This window comes from Actinomyces sp. W5033, assembly GCF_051303165.1.
This window is the reverse complement of the sequence record NZ_JBPPGD010000001.1, coordinates 158,087-174,922: the sequence shown is the minus strand read 5'-3', so window position 1 is coordinate 174,922 and position 16,836 is coordinate 158,087. Positions and strand designations below refer to the sequence as shown.

The window sequence follows — 16,836 nt, the reverse complement described above, 5'->3', positions numbered from 1 at the left end:
GAGGTGGGTACCGGATTCGAACCGGTGTAAACGGCTTTGCAGGCCGGTGCCTAACCTCTCGGCCAACCCACCACTGAGTGCTGCTGGGAGAGCTCCCGGCTCCTCAGAGCGGATGACGGGACTCGAACCCGCGACCCTCACCTTGGCAAGGTGATGCTCTACCAACTGAGCCACATCCGCGTGCCGTCCTGAGCCGCTCCGAGGAGCCGCTCGCGACGGGTTGAACAGTAGCCCGGCGTCGGAAGACAGCGCAAATGACATCGCGGTGATCCACCTCACCGGAGCCCTGTTTGCCCCAGCGGCCCGCCTGCCGATAGCCTGTGCCCTGCGCCGGGCGATTGGCTCAGGGGTTAGAGCGCCTCGTTCACACCGAGGAGGTCACTGGTTCGATTCCAGTATCGCCCACCGGACGCGTTGAGGGCCCGGGACCGTCATGGTCCCGGGCCCTCAACGCCGTCTGAGGTCCTGCGCCTCACAGGCGCGTGCCGGAGGTGATGACGCCCGGTGCGCCCTCCTGACCCACGACGGCGTCACCCGTGGCGACGACGTCGTCCTCGAAGGTCCAGTCTCCGGTGACGGTGAGGGTGCGGGCATGGCGGATCGAGGGCACCCCCTGGGCGAAGCGGGCCTCGAAGTCCGCGATCCTCTTGTAGTAGCGGGGGTCGAGGCTGACGGTGCACGCCTGGTCGGGAACCATCTGCAGCAGGCCGTCCTCATCCACCTCGTACACGTCCGAGCGCACGAGCAGCAGGTCGTTGGTGGTCTTGACCGGCAGGAAGCGGCTGCGGGGGACCTCGACCGCGGTCGCGCCCTCGAAGGCCTCGACGGCGGCCCCCATGGCCGTCTCCATCTGGATGACGGGCGTGGAGCAGGGGTCCGCGGGATCGACGGTCTTCTCGTTCCTGATGAGGGGCAGGCCGAGGATGCCTTGGCGCGCGACCAGAGTGTCGCGCAGGACCTGCAGGTCGAACCAGAGGTTGTTGGTGTGGAAGAAGGGGTGGCGGAACTGGTCCGTGAAGTAGCCCATCTGCTCCGGGGGCGTCTGGGCGGTGTCGCGCAGGATGATGCGGCCGTCGCTCTTGCGCACAGCCAGGTGCCCGCCCTTGACGTCCGCCGGGGTGCGCCGGCACATCTCGGGGGCGTAGGGGGCGCCGGAGGCGGCGAACCAGCCCGCGATACGGGCGCTGGGTGCGGCACCGAGGTTGTCGGAGTTGGAGGTCATGGCGTAGCGGAAACCGCGCTCGAGGAGGGCGTCAAGGACCCCGGAGGCCACCAGGGCCGTGTAGATGTCGCCGTGCCCCGGCGGGCACCACTCCAGTGACGGGTCCGCCTCCCACGTCACGGGGGTGAGGTCCGAGGCGCGCAGCTTGGGCTCGCGGTTCTGCAGGAAGTCCAGGGGCAGGCCATCGACCTCGATGCCCGGGTGCCGGGCAAGGGCGTCCAGGGTGTCCTGGCGGGTGCGGAAGGAGTTCATGAAGATCAGCGGCAGCTCGACGCCGTACCTCGCGCGGGCGGCCATCACCTGGTCAACGAGCAGGTCGAGGAAGGTCTTGCCGTCGCGCACCGGCAGCAGGGACTTCGCCTGGTCCATCCCCATGGAGGTGCCCAGCCCGCCGTTGAGCTTGATGAGCACCGTGCGCGAGAGCGCCTCGCGCGCCTGCTCCTCGCTGACCTCGACGTCCTCGATGGAGTCGATCTCAGTCAGTGGCGCGATCGTCTCCTCGGGGATGAGGCCGGTGGCGCCCTGCTCGAGGGACCGGTAGTAGTGGGTGAAGACCTCGATGGCCTGCTCGGCGACGCCGCCGGCGCGCATCTTGTCCTGGGCAGCAGTGAGTCCGTTCTCGCTCATGTGCGCAGGCTATCCACCCGGCTGCTGCCGTGCGGGCCGCCGCGCTGCGTGCACAGCGGGCCATCACCGGGCAGTTGTCCACAGGGTGCCCGCGATCCCCGGGCGCCAGGGCATAACCTGGACGGAGCTGATCCCTCGAGCAAAGGCTTGTCATGTCTCCCGACACCACCGGTCCCTGGGCCCACCGCGAGGAGCCGCCCGCCGACCTGCGCGAGGTCCTGCGCCGTCTTGACCTCATCGAGCGCAAGATCGACTGGGTCGCCCGCCGTGTCAGCCCCGACGAGGCGTCCACGGCGACGACGGCGCGGCCTGGAGCGGTGCCGGCCGGGGCCGCGGACCCCCAGCCGGCCGTGCCCCAGCCCCGTGCGGCCGACTCCCTGTCTCGGCCAGTGCTGACCCAGCCGGCCGTGCCCCAGCCCCGGCCGGTGATCCCCTCCCGACCTCGCCCGCTGCCCAGCCCGGTACAGCAGCGCCCAGTGGTCCCTGCCCGGAGGGGATGGTGGCGCCAGGCCAGGGACGAGGGCAACGTCGGCCGCTACCTGCTGTCCGGCGCCGCCGCGCTGCTCGTGCTGCTCGCCGCCGTCACGCTCATCGCCCTCGTGTGGGGCTCGGTGGCGGACGTCGTCAAGGTCCTCGTCCTGGGTGCCGTGAGCATCTGCCTGGTTGCCGGCGGCACCCTGCTGGGACGCAGCAGGCCCCGGCAGGCGGTCGCCGCTGCGACCCTGGCCGGCACGGGCGGTGCCCTGGGCTACGTCACGGTTATCGGTGCGGTCCTGCTTGACACCGGCCTGGCACCGCTGGGCGCCTTCACACTCATGTCCCTGTGGGGCGTTGGACTGCTGCTCCTGTCAAGGGTGAGCGCGCAGGGCCTGACCAGCGTCATCTGCGCCCTCGGAGGCCTGCTCACCGTCGCCCTGTCCGCCCACCAGGTGCGCGTCGCTGCGGCGCAGGCCCTGCCCGCCTGGGTGCTCGTCGACCTGCTGCTGCTCGTCCTGGCCGTCACCTCCTCGGCCCTGCTGCGCACGCAGGCAGGCACCCGAGCCCTCCTGCGCCCGGCGTCGCCCGTCGCGCTCGGCGCCGTCCTCATGGCGCCGCTGCCCGAGCTCGCCTCGGCCTCTGCCCTGCTCGCGGTGGGCCTCGTGCTCGTACCGGTCGCAGTGCTCTACGCGGAGGCTGTTGACGATGCCCTGGTGCCCAACCGGTGGAGGCTTCCCGACGGCGTGCCAGTGGCCGGCGCGGGCGCCACGGCCCTGCTCGCCTACGGGCGGCTGCTGACCGTGCCCGGGCCCGGGTGGAGCGCGCCGCACGGCCGGGTCGTGGCTGGCATCGGCGTCCTGCTGCTGCTCGTGGTGGTCTCGGCGGTGCTCGAGCTGCTGCGTGCCGGCCGTCAGGGCTGGCGCAGGCCGTCAGTGCTCGCCCACCTCGCGGTGGTGGGCACGGCCGCCACGATGAGCGTGCTCATCGAACCCGCCCTGTGCCTGCTCGCGGCGGTCGCGCTCGTCGTCAGCTCCCTGCCCGCCGTCAGCGAGGCCTGCACCCTCGCCGTCGTGATCCCGGTCCTCGTCATGCTCCTTGCCCTCGTCCAGGAGCCCGGGCTGTCCTGCGCCGAGCGCCTCGGTCACCTCCTGGCCCTGCTCGTCACCGTGGCCGCGGCACCCCTGCTCGAGTGGCTGCTGGTGACGGCGAGCGGCCCGGCCCCAGGGCCCAGGGCCGCCAGCGCAGGCTGCCCGGCCGTGGGCGCCAGCACCACAGCCCTGGCACGCCACCACCTCACGCTGCTGCTGTCAACATGGATCCTGGCCGCCGCCCTCGTCGGTGCGGTGCCGACCACCGTGTCCGGCTGGCTCATGGGCCCTGCAGCGACCTACGTGCCAGTGCTGCTGTCCGGAGCCGTCACCGCCGGTCTCGTGCTCGCCGGCGTCTTCCGGCGCCCCCTCACGCCTCTGGGGCTCGTGCGCGGCCAGGGGCTCGGCCCGGTCTGCCCCGTCCCGCCGGCGCCGACGGCGCTCGCCTGGGCGGGGCTCGTGCTCACGGCGGTGGCGAGCGTGGCCCAGCTGGCGGCGACGGCGCACACCGACGGCGTCGTCGAGGACGCGGCGCACGTCGTCATGGCCCTGGCCCTGGCGGTCCTCGCGGTGAGGGTGCTGCGCCCCTGGCTGCTCCAGACGCAGGCGCTCATGGCCAGCGCCGTGCTGCTCAGCGGCGTCACGTGGGCCTGCGTGCTCATCCTGGCGCGCACAGGGGTGCAGGGCATCCTCATGACCACGACGGTCCTGGCGACGGGCTCGGTGTGCATCGTCCTGGGGTTCCGGTGGCGCCTGACGGTGCTGCGCCACTACGGCCTCGTGCTCGTGCTCGTCGCGGTGCTCAAGCTGGCGGCGCTCGACATCGGCGCCCAGGGCCCGCTCACGAGGGTCCTGGCCCTGCTCGCCTCCGGCCTGGTCTGCTTCGGACTGTCGCTGGCCTACAACAAGGTGGCCCACGACGCCAAAGACTCCCACGACGCCGACGCCCGGGGGCCGCAGCGTCCCTGAGCCGGGGCACGCCACCGCCGTGGCGCCCGCCCGGGCTCAGGACCGGGCGCGCTCGAGGACCGGGCGCAGATAGCGTCCCGTGTAGGAGGCCTTGTCCTCGGCCACCGACTCGGGCGTGCCTGCCGCGACCACCATGCCCCCTCGCCTGCCTCCCTCGGGGCCCATGTCGATGACCCAGTCGGCGTTGGCGATGACATCCAGGTTGTGCTCGATGACGACCACGGAGTTGCCCTTGTCAACGAGGCCCTGCAGGACGCCGAGCAGCTTGCGGATGTCCTCGAAGTGCAGGCCCGTCGTCGGCTCGTCGAGCACGTAGATCGTCCGGCCGGTCGAGCGGCGCTGCAGCTCGGTGGCCAGCTTGACGCGCTGGGCCTCACCGCCGGAGAGGGTCGTCGCCGCCTGCCCCAGGCGCACGTAGCCCAGCCCCACCTCCACGAGCGTGTTGAGGTGGCGGGCGATGGTCGGCGTCGCCGCGAAGAACTCCGCCGCCTGACGGATCGTCATGTCCAGGACATCGGCAACCGTCTTGTCCTTGTAGCGGATCTCCAGGGTCTCGCGGTTGTAGCGCGCGCCGTCGCAGACCTCGCAGGGCACGTACACGTCCGGCAGGAAGTTCATCTCGATGCGCAGCGTGCCGTCACCCTTGCAGGACTCGCAGCGTCCCCCCTTGACGTTGAAGGAGAAACGGCCGGGGCCGTAGCCGCGGACCTTCGCCTCGGGCACGGCGGCGAAGATCTTGCGGATGTGGTCCCACACGCCGGTGTAGGTCGCCGGGTTAGAGCGCGGGGTGCGCCCGATGGGTGACTGGTCCACGTGGACCACCTTGTCCAGGTGCTCCAGCCCGCGCACGGTCTTGTGCCGTCCGGGCACGCCCCGGGCGTGGTTGAGGCGGTTGGCGAGCACCTGGTACAGGATCGCGTTGACGAGCGAGGACTTTCCGGAGCCGGACACGCCCGTGACCGCGGTGAGCAGGCCCAGCGGGAAGGAGACCGTGACGTCCTTGAGGTTGTTCTCGCGGGCGCCCACCACCGTGAGCTCACGGCCCTTGTCCGGCCGACGGCGCTCGGTGGGCACGTCGATGCGCCGACGGCCGGCGAGGTAGTCGCCGGTGACGGAGCCCTCAGCGGCCAGCAGCCCGGCGACGGGGCCGGCGTAGACCACCTCGCCCCCCTTCTCCCCCGCGCCGGGGCCGATGTCCACGACGTAGTCGGCCGATCGGATCGTGTCCTCGTCGTGCTCGACGACGATGAGCGTGTTTCCCAGGTCGCGCAGCTTCTCGAGGGTCTCGATGAGGCGAGTGTTGTCCCGCTGGTGCAGGCCGATGGAGGGCTCGTCCAGGACGTAGAGCACGCCGACGAGCCCTGAGCCGATCTGGGTGGCCAGACGAATGCGCTGGGCCTCTCCCCCGGACAGGGTGGCGGCACCGCGCGAGAGGCTGAGGTAGTCCAGGCCCACGTCGACGAGGAAGCCCAGGCGGGCGCTGATCTCCGCCAGGACGCTGCGGGCGATCTGGGCGGTCTGCCCGGTGAGCTCGAGGTCGTGCAGGAAGTCGCGGGCGCTGCCCACGCTCATGTCGCACAGCTCGGCGATCGACTTGCCGCCCACGCGCACCGCCAGGACCTCCGGCTTGAGGCGCGTGCCCTGGCAGGTGGGGCAGGGCACCTCGCGCATGTAGCCCTCGTAGCGCTCGCGCGAGAGCTCGGACTCGGTCTCGTTGTGCTTGCGCATGACGTAGTCGATGACGCCCTCGAAGCCGGTGGTGTAGGCGCGCTCACGGCCCCAGCGGTTGCGGTAGACGACCTTGACCTCGTAGTCCTTGCCGCGCAGGATCGCCTCCTTGGCGCGCTCGGGCAGGGCGCGCCACGGGGTGTCCACGTCGAAGGCGAGCTCGGCGCCCAGGGCCTGGAGGGTGCGGGTGAAGTACTTCTGGTGGCCGGTCCAGGGGGCGATGGCACCCTCGGCGAGAGTGAGCTCCTCGTCGGGCACGACGAGCTCGGGATCGACCTCGAGGCGGCTGCCCAGGCCCGTGCAGGCGGGGCAGGCGCCGTACGGGGCGTTGAAGGAGAAGGTACGAGGCTCCATCTCGTCGAGCTGGAGAGGGTGCTCGTTGGGGCAGGCGCGCTTCTCGGAGTAGCGGTGGTAACGGTCCGGGTCCTGCTCGCCGAGGTCCACCTTGTCGATGACGACGAGCCCGCCGGAGAGCTGGAGGGCGGTCTCGACGGAGTCGGTCAGGCGCTGGCGGATGCCCTCGCGCACCACCAGGCGGTCCACGACGACGTCGATATCGTGCTTGAGCCTCTTGTTGAGGGCGGGCACCTCGCCCAGGCGGTGGGTCTGACCGTCCACGCGCACACGCGAGAATCCCCTTGCGGTGAGCTCCTCAAGCAGCTCGGTGTACTCGCCCTTGCGGCCGCGCACCACCGGGGCGAGGACCTGGAAGCGGGTGCCCTCGTCCATGGAGCGCACCCGGTCAACGATCTGCTGGGGCGTCTGGGAGGAGATGACGGCGTCGCACACGGGGCAGTGCTGGACCCCGGCGCGGGCGTAGAGCAGGCGCAGGTAGTCGTAGACCTCGGTGACGGTGCCGACGGTGGAGCGCGGGTTGCGGGAGGTGGACTTCTGGTCGATGGACACGGCCGGGGACAGCCCCTCGATGAAGTCCACGTCCGGCTTGTCCATCTGGCCGAGGAACTGGCGGGCGTAGGAGGACAGGGACTCGACGTAGCGGCGCTGGCCCTCAGCGAAGACGGTGTCGAAGGCGAGGGAGGACTTGCCCGAGCCGGACAGGCCCGTGAAGACGATCATCTGGTCACGGGGAAGGTCGAGGCTCACGCCCTTGAGGTTGTGCTCGCGGGCGCCACGAATAATGAGGGAGTCGTTCACGGCGTCAAGTCTATGGAGGCCCCGACGGCGGTGGAACACGTGTTCGACCGCTGGTGAGGAGTCCTTGCCCACGTCTGCGGCGCACACACGTGCGGGCCGCGGGCCTGCCGCGGTGCTCGCCTTGGTCCTAGGGTGTTGCCATGAGCAAGATCTTCGCCATCGAGTACCACTACGTCACCGACCAGGACGAGGCCATGGCAGAGGTCCGTCCCTCCCACCGGGCCTTCAACGCCTCTCTGGCCGAGCAGGGCCTGCTGCTGGCGGCGGGCCCATACGTGGGCAGCCACGACGCCCTCATCATCGTGCGCGCCGAGGACGCGGCCGGGGCTCTGGCCCTGCTGGAGGAGGACCCCTTCCACCAGGCGGGCTTCATCGCCGAGCGCCTGCCGCGCGAGTACAACCCGGTCATCGGTGTGCTTGGCTGAGCACCGGCTGCTGGGCCGAGGCCGGCGCGCCCGGCGCCTCAGGCGTGCGCGCGGCCCGGCCGGGTGCTGAGCGCGAGCACCCACCGGGCCACCGCCAGGGCCTGGATCCCGGCCACCGCTGCCCCACCGCCGAGGGCGATGACGCCCCACGTGCCCCAGGTGGGCCACTGGAGCAGGAAGAACTCGCGCACCGGTGCCACCAGGACGCCGAGCACCGCCAGGCAGCCCATGAGGACGATGAGGCCGAGCCTCCAGCCCAGCAGCGGCCGGGCGGTGAGTGTGAGCAGCCACAGCCCCGAGACCACGAGCACGAGGGTCGCCGCCGTCGTCACCTGACCCTCGGGGGCACGGGCCAGCACGAGCCACTGGTGGGTGAGCAGGGTCGCCGCGCCCGCCACCAGGCCCGCAGGCACTGACAGGGTGAGCACACGCCCCAGGAAGCCCGGGCGGTAGCGCTGGGAGCTCGGGGCCAGGGCGAGCACGAAGGCCGGCACGCCGATGGTCAGCGAGGAGACGATGGTGAGCTGGCGGGGCAGGAAGGGGTAGGAGATGGCGGTGACGGCCACGATGACCGCGATGAGGCTCGCGTAGACGGTCTTGGCCAGGAACAGCGAGGCGATGCGCTCCGTGTTCGCCATGACGCGACGGCCCTCCGCCACCACCCCGGGCAGGGTGGAGAACTCACCGCTGAGCAGGACCATCCGGGCCACGGCCTTGGTGGCCGGAGCGCCGTTGCCCATGGCGATGCCCAGGTCTGCCTCCTTCAGGGCCAGGGCGTCGTTGACGCCGTCACCGGTCATGGCGACGGTGTGCCCGCGGTGGTGCAGCGCCTGGACGACGGCCTTCTTCTGCTCGGGGGTGACCCGGCCCAGAACCTGCGCCCCGTCCAGGGCGGTGGCGAGACGCTCGAGATCCTCGGGGTCGGTGACGTCGGTGGGCAGGTCCCGGGCGTCGAGGGCGACCGGCGCCCCGCCGTCGGGCCCGCGCACCCCGGCGGCGCGTGCCACGGCGGCGACGGTGACAGGGTTGTCGCCGCTGATGACCTTGACCTCGACGCCCTGCTCAGCGAAGTAGCCCAGGGTCTGCTCGGCGTCGGGCCGGACCTCCTCGCGCAGCAGGACCAGGCCCGCCGCCTCACGCCCCTCGGGCAGGGCGGCGTCGGAGTCGGCACCGGTCCCGAAGGGCCGCGGGGCCCGGGCGAGGGCGACGACGCGCGTGCCCTCGCCCGCCAGGGCACGCGCGCGCCCCAGCAGGTCGTGGGGGTCGGCGGCGCCGTCGAGGACGATCTCGGGGGCGCCCAGCACCCAGGCCTCGCCGTCGAGCACGATGCCCGACCACTTGCGCCGTGAGGAGAAGGCGACCGCCGAGTGGGTGCGCGACGCCACTGCCCGCACGCCCTCGACGAGCCGGCCGTCCGTTCCCGAGCCGATGGGCCGTCCGGTCAGCCCCTCAAGAACCGCCTCGGCGGTGGCGTTGGGGTCCGCGGTCCCCGTCAGGGCCAGCAGCGGCTCGCGCAGTGACGCCGTGGCACCCGGGGCACCGTCGGCGCCCAGGACGTCGTGCAGCGTGATGCGCCCCGTGGTGAGGGTGCCGGTCTTGTCCAGGCACAGCGTGTCCACCCGGGCCAGGACCTCGACGGCCGGCAGCTCCTGGACGAGGACCCTGCGGCGGGCAAGCTTGAGCGAGGCGGTGGCGAAGTTGACGCTGGTGAGCAGGACGAGGCCCTGGGGGACCATACCGACGACGCTGGCCACCCCGGCGACGAGCGCCGTCCTCCACTGGCCGTTGGCCAGGGCGGCCGCCGTGCCGCCCTCGGCCAGGCGCAGCTGGGACCAGAAGACGAGCAGGCCCACGGGCACGATGACCCAGGAGATCCACCGCAGCACCCGGTTCGTGCCGGCCTGCAGCTCGGAGGTGACGAGGCTGTAGCGCCTGGCCTCAGTGGCTAGGCGGTTGGCGTAGGCGTCAGCCCCGACGGCGGTGGTGCGCACGACAGCCGCGCCGGCGGTGACGGTGGTGCCCGACAGCAGCCGGTCGCCGGGAGCGGGACGCACCGGCTGCGACTCCCCAGTGAGGATCGACTCATCGACCTCGAGGCCGTCGGACTCCAGGACGAGGGCATCGGCAGGTACCTGCTCCCCGCTGCGCAGGCGCAGGACGTCGTCGAGAACGACGTCGGCAGGGTCGATGTCCTGCTCGTGCCCGTCGCGGATGGCGTGGGCGACTGGCGCGTCAAGGAGGCTGAGGCGGTCGAGCGCGCGCTTGGCCCTGACCTCTGCCAGGGTGCCGGTGGCGGTGTTGATGACGAGGACGAAGCCGAACAGGGCGTCCGCCCAGTGGCCCAGGACGAGGGTGAGGACGAGGGCAGCGACGATGATCGCGTTGAAGACCGTCAAGACGTTGCCGCGCAGGATCTGGGCCGCCGAGCGGGAGGTGCGCACCCGGAAGGCGTTGGTGCGCCCCTGCCTGACCCGGTCGGCGACCTGCGCGGTACCCAGTCCCGTCAACCCGGTGGCGCTGGGCACGCCTGTGGGCTCGCCCCGGAGCCGGGCCCGTCTCACGTTGCGCCTGGCGCGCCTGTCCTGGCTCCCGCGCGCCACACGTGTCCCGCCAAGGGCAGCGACCTGACGAGCCCGCCTGCGCCTGCTGCCCTTGGCGGCACGCCGCCGGTTGCGCTCTCCTCGGCTCACCGCTGCCCTCCTCGTCCTCAGCCGGCCGTGCCCAGGGCCTGGCGGGTGGTCGGGCCGTCAGCGCGCGAGCGTCGGCGCGAGCCGATGACCGAGGCGACCACGGTGATCAGGACGATGACGGTGATGAGGCCCAGGGAGCCGGCGGTGCTGGTCTCGGGGACGGCCGACCAGGGCTCACCATCGTTGATGAGTGCCACCTCGTTCGTGTGCAGGGCGTGGTTGACGAGCTTGAAGCCGATGAAGCCGAGGATTGCCGCCAGGCCGTAGTGCAGGTAGATGAGCCGGTCGAGCAGGCCGTCGATGAGGAAGTAGAGCTGACGCAGCCCCAGCAGTGAGAAGGCGTTGGCGGCGAAGACGAGGTACGGCTCAGAGGTCAGCGAGTAGATCGCGGGGATGGAGTCCACGGCGAACAGGACGTCCGTGGTGCCCACGGCGATGACGCACAGCAGCAGGGGGGTGATCATCGTGCGTCCCGCGTGACGGTGGATGAGCTTGCCCCCCACGAAGCCGTCGGTCATCGGCACCACCCGGGCGATGAGCCTGACGACGCCCGTGGGCCTCCACTCCTCCTCCTCGGCGCTGTCGTCCTCGACGCCCTGACGTGCCTGTGAGAAGGCCACCCACAGCAGGTAGGCGCCGAGGATGTAGAAGACCCAGGAGAAGTTCTCAATGAGGGCGGCACCGGCGAGGATGAACACCAGGCGCAGGACCAGGGCGATGACGATGCCGGCCAGCAGCACCTCCTGCTGGTACCGCCGGGGCACCCGGAAGGAGGCGATCATGATGACGAAGACGAAGAGGTTGTCCACGCTCAACGACTTCTCGGTGATGTAGCCGGCGAAGTACTGCTGGCCGTACTCGCCTCCCCACACGCCCCACACGATGAGGCCGAAGACGACGGCCATGGCGATGTAGGCGACCGACCACCAGGCGGCCTCTCTCATCGAGGGCTCATGAGGCGTCTTGACGTGGCCGATGATATCGACGGCGATCATGACGATGATGATGGCGGCCAGCGCCAGCCATCCGAGGACGTGGACCTCCACGTGGTGCTCCTCCGGTACAGGGGTGGTACCGGAGGTCTCCTCCCGCCTCCCCGCCCCGTGGGGCGCTGGGTGCGGCCTGCGGCGCCGGGGGCCGTGACGGGCCGTGGCCCGGTCCTGGTCCGCCGTGATGACGACGCCGCCGTTGGTGGGAGTACTCCCCTCCGAATCGACACAGCGAGTCTATAGGCCCTGGCAGCCGCGACGACCGCCCCTACCGTGTGGGCGGGCTGTGCGCTTGCGCACCCGCCGGCCCGGTCGGGCCCGCTAGGAGGCGGCGCGCATGTCGCGCAGCTCCTTCTTGAGGTCCTGGATCTCGTCGCGCAGACGGGCGGCGAGCTCGAAGCTCAGGTCCTCGGCCGCCTGGTGCATCTGCCGGCTCAGCTCCTCGATGAGGCCCGCCAGGTCCGCCTCCGCTGCCCCGGCGAGCCGGGCGCGCACAGTCGCCTCGGCAGCCTTCTTGCGCCGGGCGGTCACGGCCGTGGCCTCGTGCCCGCGGTAGCCGCCGGCCAGGAGCTCCTCGGTGTCCACGTCCTCGCGGGCGAGCATGTCGGTGACGTCGGCGATCCTCTTGCGCAGGGGCTGTGGGTCGATGCCGTGCTCGGTGTTGTAGGCCACCTGCTTGGCGCGGCGCCGCTCGGTCTCCTCGATGGCCTCGCGCATCGCCGGGGTGACCTTGTCCGCGTACATGTGGACCTCCCCCGAGACGTTGCGCGCCGCACGCCCGATCGTCTGGATGAGTGAGGTTGTCGAGCGCAGGAAGCCCTCCTTGTCCGCGTCAAGGATCGCCACGAGGGAGACCTCCGGCAGGTCCAGGCCCTCGCGCAGGAGGTTGATGCCCACAAGGACGTCGAACTGCCCCAGCCGCAGCTCGCGCAGGAGCTCGACCCGGCGCAGCGTGTCGACGTCGGAGTGCAGGTACTCCACCCGCACGCCGCGCTCAGCGAGGTAGGTGGTCAGGTCCTCCGCCATCCGCTTGGTCAAGGTGGTCACCAGCACGCGCTCGTCCTTGGAGGTGCGGGCACGGATCTGCTCGAAGAGGTCGTCGATCTGCCCCTCGGTGGGCTTGACGACGACCTTGGGGTCCACCAGGCCGGTGGGGCGGATGATCTGCTCGACGAAGCCGTCCGAGCGCGCCATCTCGTAGGCGCCGGGCGTGGCGGACAGGTAGACGGTCTGGCCGACGCGGTCCTCGAACTCGGCGAAGGTCAGCGGGCGGTTGTCGAGGGCGGAGGGCAGGCGGAAGCCGTGCTCGACCAGGACGCGCTTGCGTGAGGCGTCGCCCTCGTACATGGCGCCCACCTGCGGGACGGTCACGTGGGACTCGTCGATGACGAGGAGGAAGTCCTCGGGGAAGTAGTCCAGCAGCGTGTTGGGGGGCGTGCCGGGGCTGCGCCCGTCCATGTGCATGGAGTAGTTCTCAACACCGCTGCAGCTGCCGATCTGCTGGAGCATCTCGAGGTCGTAGGTGGTGCGCATGCGCAGGCGCTGGGCCTCCAGGAGCCTGCCGTCGCGCTCGAGCACCGCCAGTCGCTCGGCGAGCTCGGCCTCGATGCCCTCGATGGCCCTCGCCAGCCGCTCGGGGCCGGCGACGTAGTGGGAGGCGGGGAAGACGTAGACCTGGTCGGTGGTGGCGATGACGTCCCCGGTGACGGGGTGGAGGGTGGACAGCGCCTCAATCTCGTCGCCGAAGAGCTCGATGCGGATGGCGAGCTCCTCGTACATGGGGATGATCTCGACCGTGTCCCCGCGCACCCGGAAGGTGCCGCGGGTGAAGTCGATGTCGTTGCGCGTGTACTGCATGTCCACGAAGCGCCGCAGCAGCTCGTCACGGTCGATCTGCTCACCCACGTGCAGCGGTGTCATCCGGTCCACGTACTCCTGGGGGGTGCCCAGGCCGTAGATGCAGGACACGGAGGACACGACGACGACGTCGCGACGGGTGAGCAGGGAGTTGGTGGCGGAGTGGCGCAGGCGCTCGACCTCGTCGTTGATGGAGGAGTCCTTCTCGATGAAGGTGTCCGTCTGCGGGACGTAGGCCTCGGGCTGGTAGTAGTCGTAGTAGGAGACGAAGTACTCCACGGCGTTGTTGGGCAGCAGCTCGCGGAACTCGGCGGCCATCTGGGCGGCGAGGGTCTTGTTGGGCTCGAGGATGAGGGTGGGACGCTGGACCTGCTCAATGAGCCAGGCGGTGGTGGCGGACTTGCCGGTCCCGGTGGCGCCGAGCAGGACGACGTCCTTCTCACCGGCGCCCAGCCGCCGCGTGAGCTCGGCGATGGCGGCGGGCTGGTCACCGCTGGGGGTGTACTGGCTGACGACCTCGAAGGGCTTGTCAGCACGGCGCAGGTCGGTGACGGGTCGCATGGGCCCAGGCTACGCGGTGGCCGCAGGCCCTCAGGCCAGCGCTGGTGCCAGGCGGTGCTCCCACAGCCAGGCGACGCCGTCGGCGAGGTCCTCCACGGTGCCGTCGTTGACCAGGACGACGTCGGCCAGCGCGCGCCGCTGGGCGTCGGTGGCCTGGGCGCGCACGCGCGCCTCGGCCTGGGCCGGTGCCAGCCCGCGCTGCTCGAGCCTGGCCAGGCGCTGGCCCATCGGGGTCTCGACAACGACGACGAGGTCGAACAGGTCCGCCATGCCCGCCTCGGCCAGCAGCGGGACGTCGTAGACGCCCACGTACCCGGGGCCGGCCGCCTCCAGGCGCTCGGCGGCCGTCTGGGCGATCCACGGCAGGGTGATCGACTCCAGGGCGGCGCGGGCCTGAGGGTCCTCAAAGACCCGTGCGGCCAGGACCGGGCGGTTGACCGCGCCCTCGGCGTCAAGGACCTGCGCACCGAAGACCTCGCGCAGGCGGGCGAGCCCGGTGGAGCCCGGCGCCAGGGCCTCGCGGGCGAGGGCGTCGGCGTCCACCACGTGCGCACCGCGCTGGGCGAGCAGGCAAGCGACCGTGGACTTTCCCGAGCCGATGCCGCCGGTCAGGCCCACGCGCAGGGTGCGCACCGGCCGCGGCACCCGGACGCGCCCGCGGCCGTCGCGCCAGGCGCGGTGGCGGCGGACCTGGTCCGCGAGCTCGACGAGCAGCAGCCCCAGGGCGTTGGCGTGGTCCACCGTGCCGGTCCCCTCAGCCGCCGGCGTCATCAGCATCCCGGTGAGGGTGCCGTCCAGGCCCTGCGCGCGGCAGGCGGACAGGACGGCGGCCAGGACGGTGCCGTCCACCGGCTCGGTGACGTCGCAGACCTCGGCGGCGACGCCGTGGGCACGCAGCCGCCCGACGAGCGCGTCGGCCGGCCACGTCGTGTCCAGGGGCGCGCCGCCCTCGGGCTGGGCCGTGCCCGCCAGGCGCACGCCAGTGGACTGGGTGCCCTGGCCCAGGTGCACGACGAGGTCGGGGCGCACAGCCGCGACGAGCGCACCCGCACGGGCGCCGGCGGCCTGTGGCCCGCGGGGCAGGACCACACGCTCCAGGCGCAGTACTCCCGCCCCTGCCAGCCGGATCCGCTCCGGCACCGGGCCCGCAGGGGCCCAGCCTCCGGCAGCCGGCGCCGTGGTCGCGGGGGCGCAGGTGGTGACGAGAGCGGTGAGGGCGTGGTCGGCGCCGTTCATGTCCTCGAGGGTAACGACGCCGCTGCCATGTGGGTACTCCACCTGGGTCAGTGCCCGCCGCCAAGCGCCTTGAGCCCGACGACGCAGCCGACGAGCCCGGCCAGGAGCAGGACCTTGAGCGCGCTGACCGGCGCCGGGTCGTCCCGGGCAGCGCCGAGGCTGGCAGCCCCGGGCACACCACCGGTGCGCCATCGCAGCGGCCGCGGCGCGCACGTCGGCGCCCCGACCACCGTGGTGGCCGGGGCGCCGACGAGGGGCTGCCGTCCCCCGGCAGGTGCCGGGGGCTCAGCGCGCTCAGTTACCGGTCAGCTTCTCACGCAGAGCGGCCAGCGCCTCGTCCGAGGCGAGGGTGCCGGCGGACTCGGTCGAGGTCGAGGAGTACGAGGTCGCACCGGCGGCGCCAGCGTCTGACGTCTCGGTGTCCTCCTCGAGAGCCTTGGCGACCTGGGCCTTGTGAGCCTCCCAGCGGGCGTGGGCGGCGGCGTACTCGGCCTCCCAGGCCTCGCGCTGGGCGTCGTAGCCCTCGAGCCACTCGTTGGTCTCCGGGTCGAAGCCCTCGGGGTACTTGTAGTTGCCGTTCTCGTCGTACTCGGCGGCCATGCCGTACAGCGACGGGTCGAAGTCCTCGGAGGCGGGGTCGACGCCCTCGTTGGCCTGCTTGAGGGACAGCGAGATGCGGCGGCGGTCGAGGTCGATGTCGATGACCTTGACGAAGACCTCGTCACCGACCTTGGCGACCTGCTCGGGAACCTCCACGTGGCGCTGGGCCAGCTCGGAGATGTGGACCAGGCCCTCGATACCGTCCTCGACCCGCACGAAGGCGCCGAAGGGGACAAGCTTGGTGACCTTGCCGGGGACGACCTGGCCGATGGCGTGCGTGCGGGCGAAGGCCTGCCACGGGTCCTCCTGCGTCGCCTTGAGCGACAGGGACACGCGCTCGCGGTCGAAGTCAACGTCGAGGACCTCGACGGTGACCTCGTTGCCCACCTCGACGACCTCGGAGGGGTGGTCGATGTGCTTCCAGGACAGCTCGGAGACGTGGACGAGACCATCGACGCCGCCAAGGTCCACGAAGGCACCGAAGTTGACGATGGAGGAGACCACACCGGTACGGACCTGACCCTTCTGCAGGGTCTGGAGGAAGTTGGTGCGGACCTCGGACTGGGTCTGCTCAAGGTAGGCGCGGCGGGACAGGACCACGTTGTTGCGGTTCTTGTCCAGCTCGATGATCTTGGCCTCCAGCTCGCGGCCCACGTAGGGCTGCAGGTCGCGCACACGGCGCATCTCGACGAGGGAGGCGGGCAGGAAGCCGCGCAGGCCGATGTCAAGGATGAGACCACCCTTGACGACCTCGATGACGGTACCGGTGACGACGCCGTCCTCCTCCTTGACGCGCTCGATGGTGCCCCAGGCGCGCTCGTACTGGGCGCGCTTCTTGCTCAGGAGCAGACGGCCCTCCTTGTCCTCCTTCTGGAGGACAAGGGCCTCGATCTCGTCGCCGACGGAGACGATCTCGTCGGGGTCAACGTCGTGCTTGATGGACAGCTCACGAGCGAGGATCACGCCCTCGGTCTTGTAGCCGATGTCGAGGAGGACCTCGTCGTGGTCAACCTTGACGACAGTGCCCTCGACGATGTCGCCGTCGTCGAAGTACTTGATGGTCTCGTCGACGGCGGCGAGGATCTCCTCGGTCGAGCCGATGTCGTTGACGGCGACCGGGGCGGGGCTGGGCGTGTTGGTGGTCATTGAGTGGATGCTCCGAATGCGGACATAGGGGTCGGGTGGTCAGGTTCTGCGCGTCCCCCGTCACCT

10 protein-coding genes and 3 tRNA genes are annotated in these 16,836 nt (G+C 71.3%); 3 read left to right on the top strand and 10 right to left on the bottom strand.

Annotation, left to right across the window (positions count from 1 at the left end; genetic code table 11):
• Position 1: 1 nt before the first annotated feature.
• Both ACSJJR_RS00755 and ACSJJR_RS00750 read right to left on the bottom strand, forming a co-directional pair.
• Positions 2-72: transfer RNA gene (locus ACSJJR_RS00755), tRNA-Cys, on the bottom strand.
• Positions 73-107: 35 nt separating this feature from the next.
• Positions 108-180, bottom strand: a tRNA-Gly gene (locus ACSJJR_RS00750).
• A gap of 152 nt (positions 181-332) precedes the next feature.
• On the opposite strand from ACSJJR_RS00750, the gene ACSJJR_RS00745 reads away from it, so the two are divergent.
• A tRNA-Val gene (locus ACSJJR_RS00745) sits at positions 333-405 on the top strand.
• A 67-nt stretch (positions 406-472) separates the two neighbouring features.
• Here ACSJJR_RS00745 and ACSJJR_RS00740 read toward each other — a convergent pair.
• Positions 473-1,849, bottom strand: coding sequence for a UTP--glucose-1-phosphate uridylyltransferase (locus ACSJJR_RS00740; protein ID WP_435941604.1), 1,377 nt, complete (start codon positions 1,847-1,849; stop codon positions 473-475).
• A gap of 152 nt (positions 1,850-2,001) precedes the next feature.
• On the opposite strand from ACSJJR_RS00740, the gene ACSJJR_RS00735 reads away from it, so the two are divergent.
• Complete coding sequence (locus ACSJJR_RS00735; protein ID WP_435941603.1) at positions 2,002-4,383, top strand: hypothetical protein; 2,382 nt, start codon at positions 2,002-2,004, stop codon at positions 4,381-4,383.
• A 36-nt stretch (positions 4,384-4,419) separates the two neighbouring features.
• Here ACSJJR_RS00735 and uvrA read toward each other — a convergent pair whose 3' ends face one another.
• Complete coding sequence (uvrA, locus tag ACSJJR_RS00730) at positions 4,420-7,266, bottom strand: excinuclease ABC subunit UvrA (RefSeq protein ID WP_435941602.1); 2,847 nt, start codon at positions 7,264-7,266, stop codon at positions 4,420-4,422.
• 140 nt (positions 7,267-7,406) lie between these two features.
• On the opposite strand from uvrA, the gene ACSJJR_RS00725 reads away from it, so the two are divergent.
• Entirely contained in the window at positions 7,407-7,691 is a 285-nt protein-coding gene (locus ACSJJR_RS00725) for a YciI family protein (RefSeq protein WP_435941601.1), read from the top strand.
• 38 nt (positions 7,692-7,729) lie between these two features.
• Here the strand turns inward: ACSJJR_RS00725 and ACSJJR_RS00720 are convergent, their stop codons facing one another.
• The 6 genes from ACSJJR_RS00720 to rpsA all read right to left on the bottom strand — a co-directional run bounded on the left by ACSJJR_RS00720 (position 7,730) and on the right by rpsA (position 16,770).
• On the bottom strand, positions 7,730-10,216 hold the full coding sequence (locus ACSJJR_RS00720) for an HAD-IC family P-type ATPase (RefSeq protein ID WP_435941600.1): 2,487 nt from the start codon (positions 10,214-10,216) through the stop codon (positions 7,730-7,732).
• A gap of 182 nt (positions 10,217-10,398) precedes the next feature.
• Positions 10,399-11,427, bottom strand: coding sequence for a TerC family protein (locus tag ACSJJR_RS00715; RefSeq protein ID WP_435941599.1), 1,029 nt, complete (start codon positions 11,425-11,427; stop codon positions 10,399-10,401).
• A 264-nt stretch (positions 11,428-11,691) separates the two neighbouring features.
• Positions 11,692-13,788 (bottom strand): excinuclease ABC subunit UvrB, encoded by a 2,097-nt coding sequence (uvrB, locus tag ACSJJR_RS00710; protein ID WP_435941598.1) that lies wholly within the window; start codon positions 13,786-13,788, stop codon positions 11,692-11,694.
• 30 nt (positions 13,789-13,818) lie between these two features.
• A complete protein-coding gene (gene coaE, locus ACSJJR_RS00705; RefSeq protein WP_435941597.1) occupies positions 13,819-15,024 on the bottom strand; it encodes a dephospho-CoA kinase in 1,206 nt (401 codons plus the stop codon).
• Positions 15,025-15,071: 47 nt separating this feature from the next.
• Complete coding sequence (locus tag ACSJJR_RS00700; protein ID WP_435941596.1) at positions 15,072-15,200, bottom strand: hypothetical protein; 129 nt, start codon at positions 15,198-15,200, stop codon at positions 15,072-15,074.
• Between the two features lie 118 nt (positions 15,201-15,318).
• Entirely contained in the window at positions 15,319-16,770 is a 1,452-nt protein-coding gene (rpsA, locus tag ACSJJR_RS00695) for a 30S ribosomal protein S1 (protein WP_435941595.1), read from the bottom strand.
• Positions 16,771-16,836: the final 66 nt, after the last annotated feature.

Coding starts and splice junctions, on each gene's coding strand:
- rpsA (WP_435941595.1), bottom strand. CDS start 16,770: ATGACCACCAACACGCCCAGCCCCGCCCCGGTCGCCGTCAACGACATC.
- ACSJJR_RS00735 (WP_435941603.1), top strand. CDS start 2,002: ATGTCTCCCGACACCACCGGTCCCTGGGCCCACCGCGAGGAGCCGCCC.
- ACSJJR_RS00725 (WP_435941601.1), top strand. CDS start 7,407: ATGAGCAAGATCTTCGCCATCGAGTACCACTACGTCACCGACCAGGAC.
- uvrB (WP_435941598.1), bottom strand. CDS start 13,788: ATGCGACCCGTCACCGACCTGCGCCGTGCTGACAAGCCCTTCGAGGTC.
- coaE (WP_435941597.1), bottom strand. CDS start 15,024: ATGAACGGCGCCGACCACGCCCTCACCGCTCTCGTCACCACCTGCGCC.
- ACSJJR_RS00740 (WP_435941604.1), bottom strand. CDS start 1,849: ATGAGCGAGAACGGACTCACTGCTGCCCAGGACAAGATGCGCGCCGGC.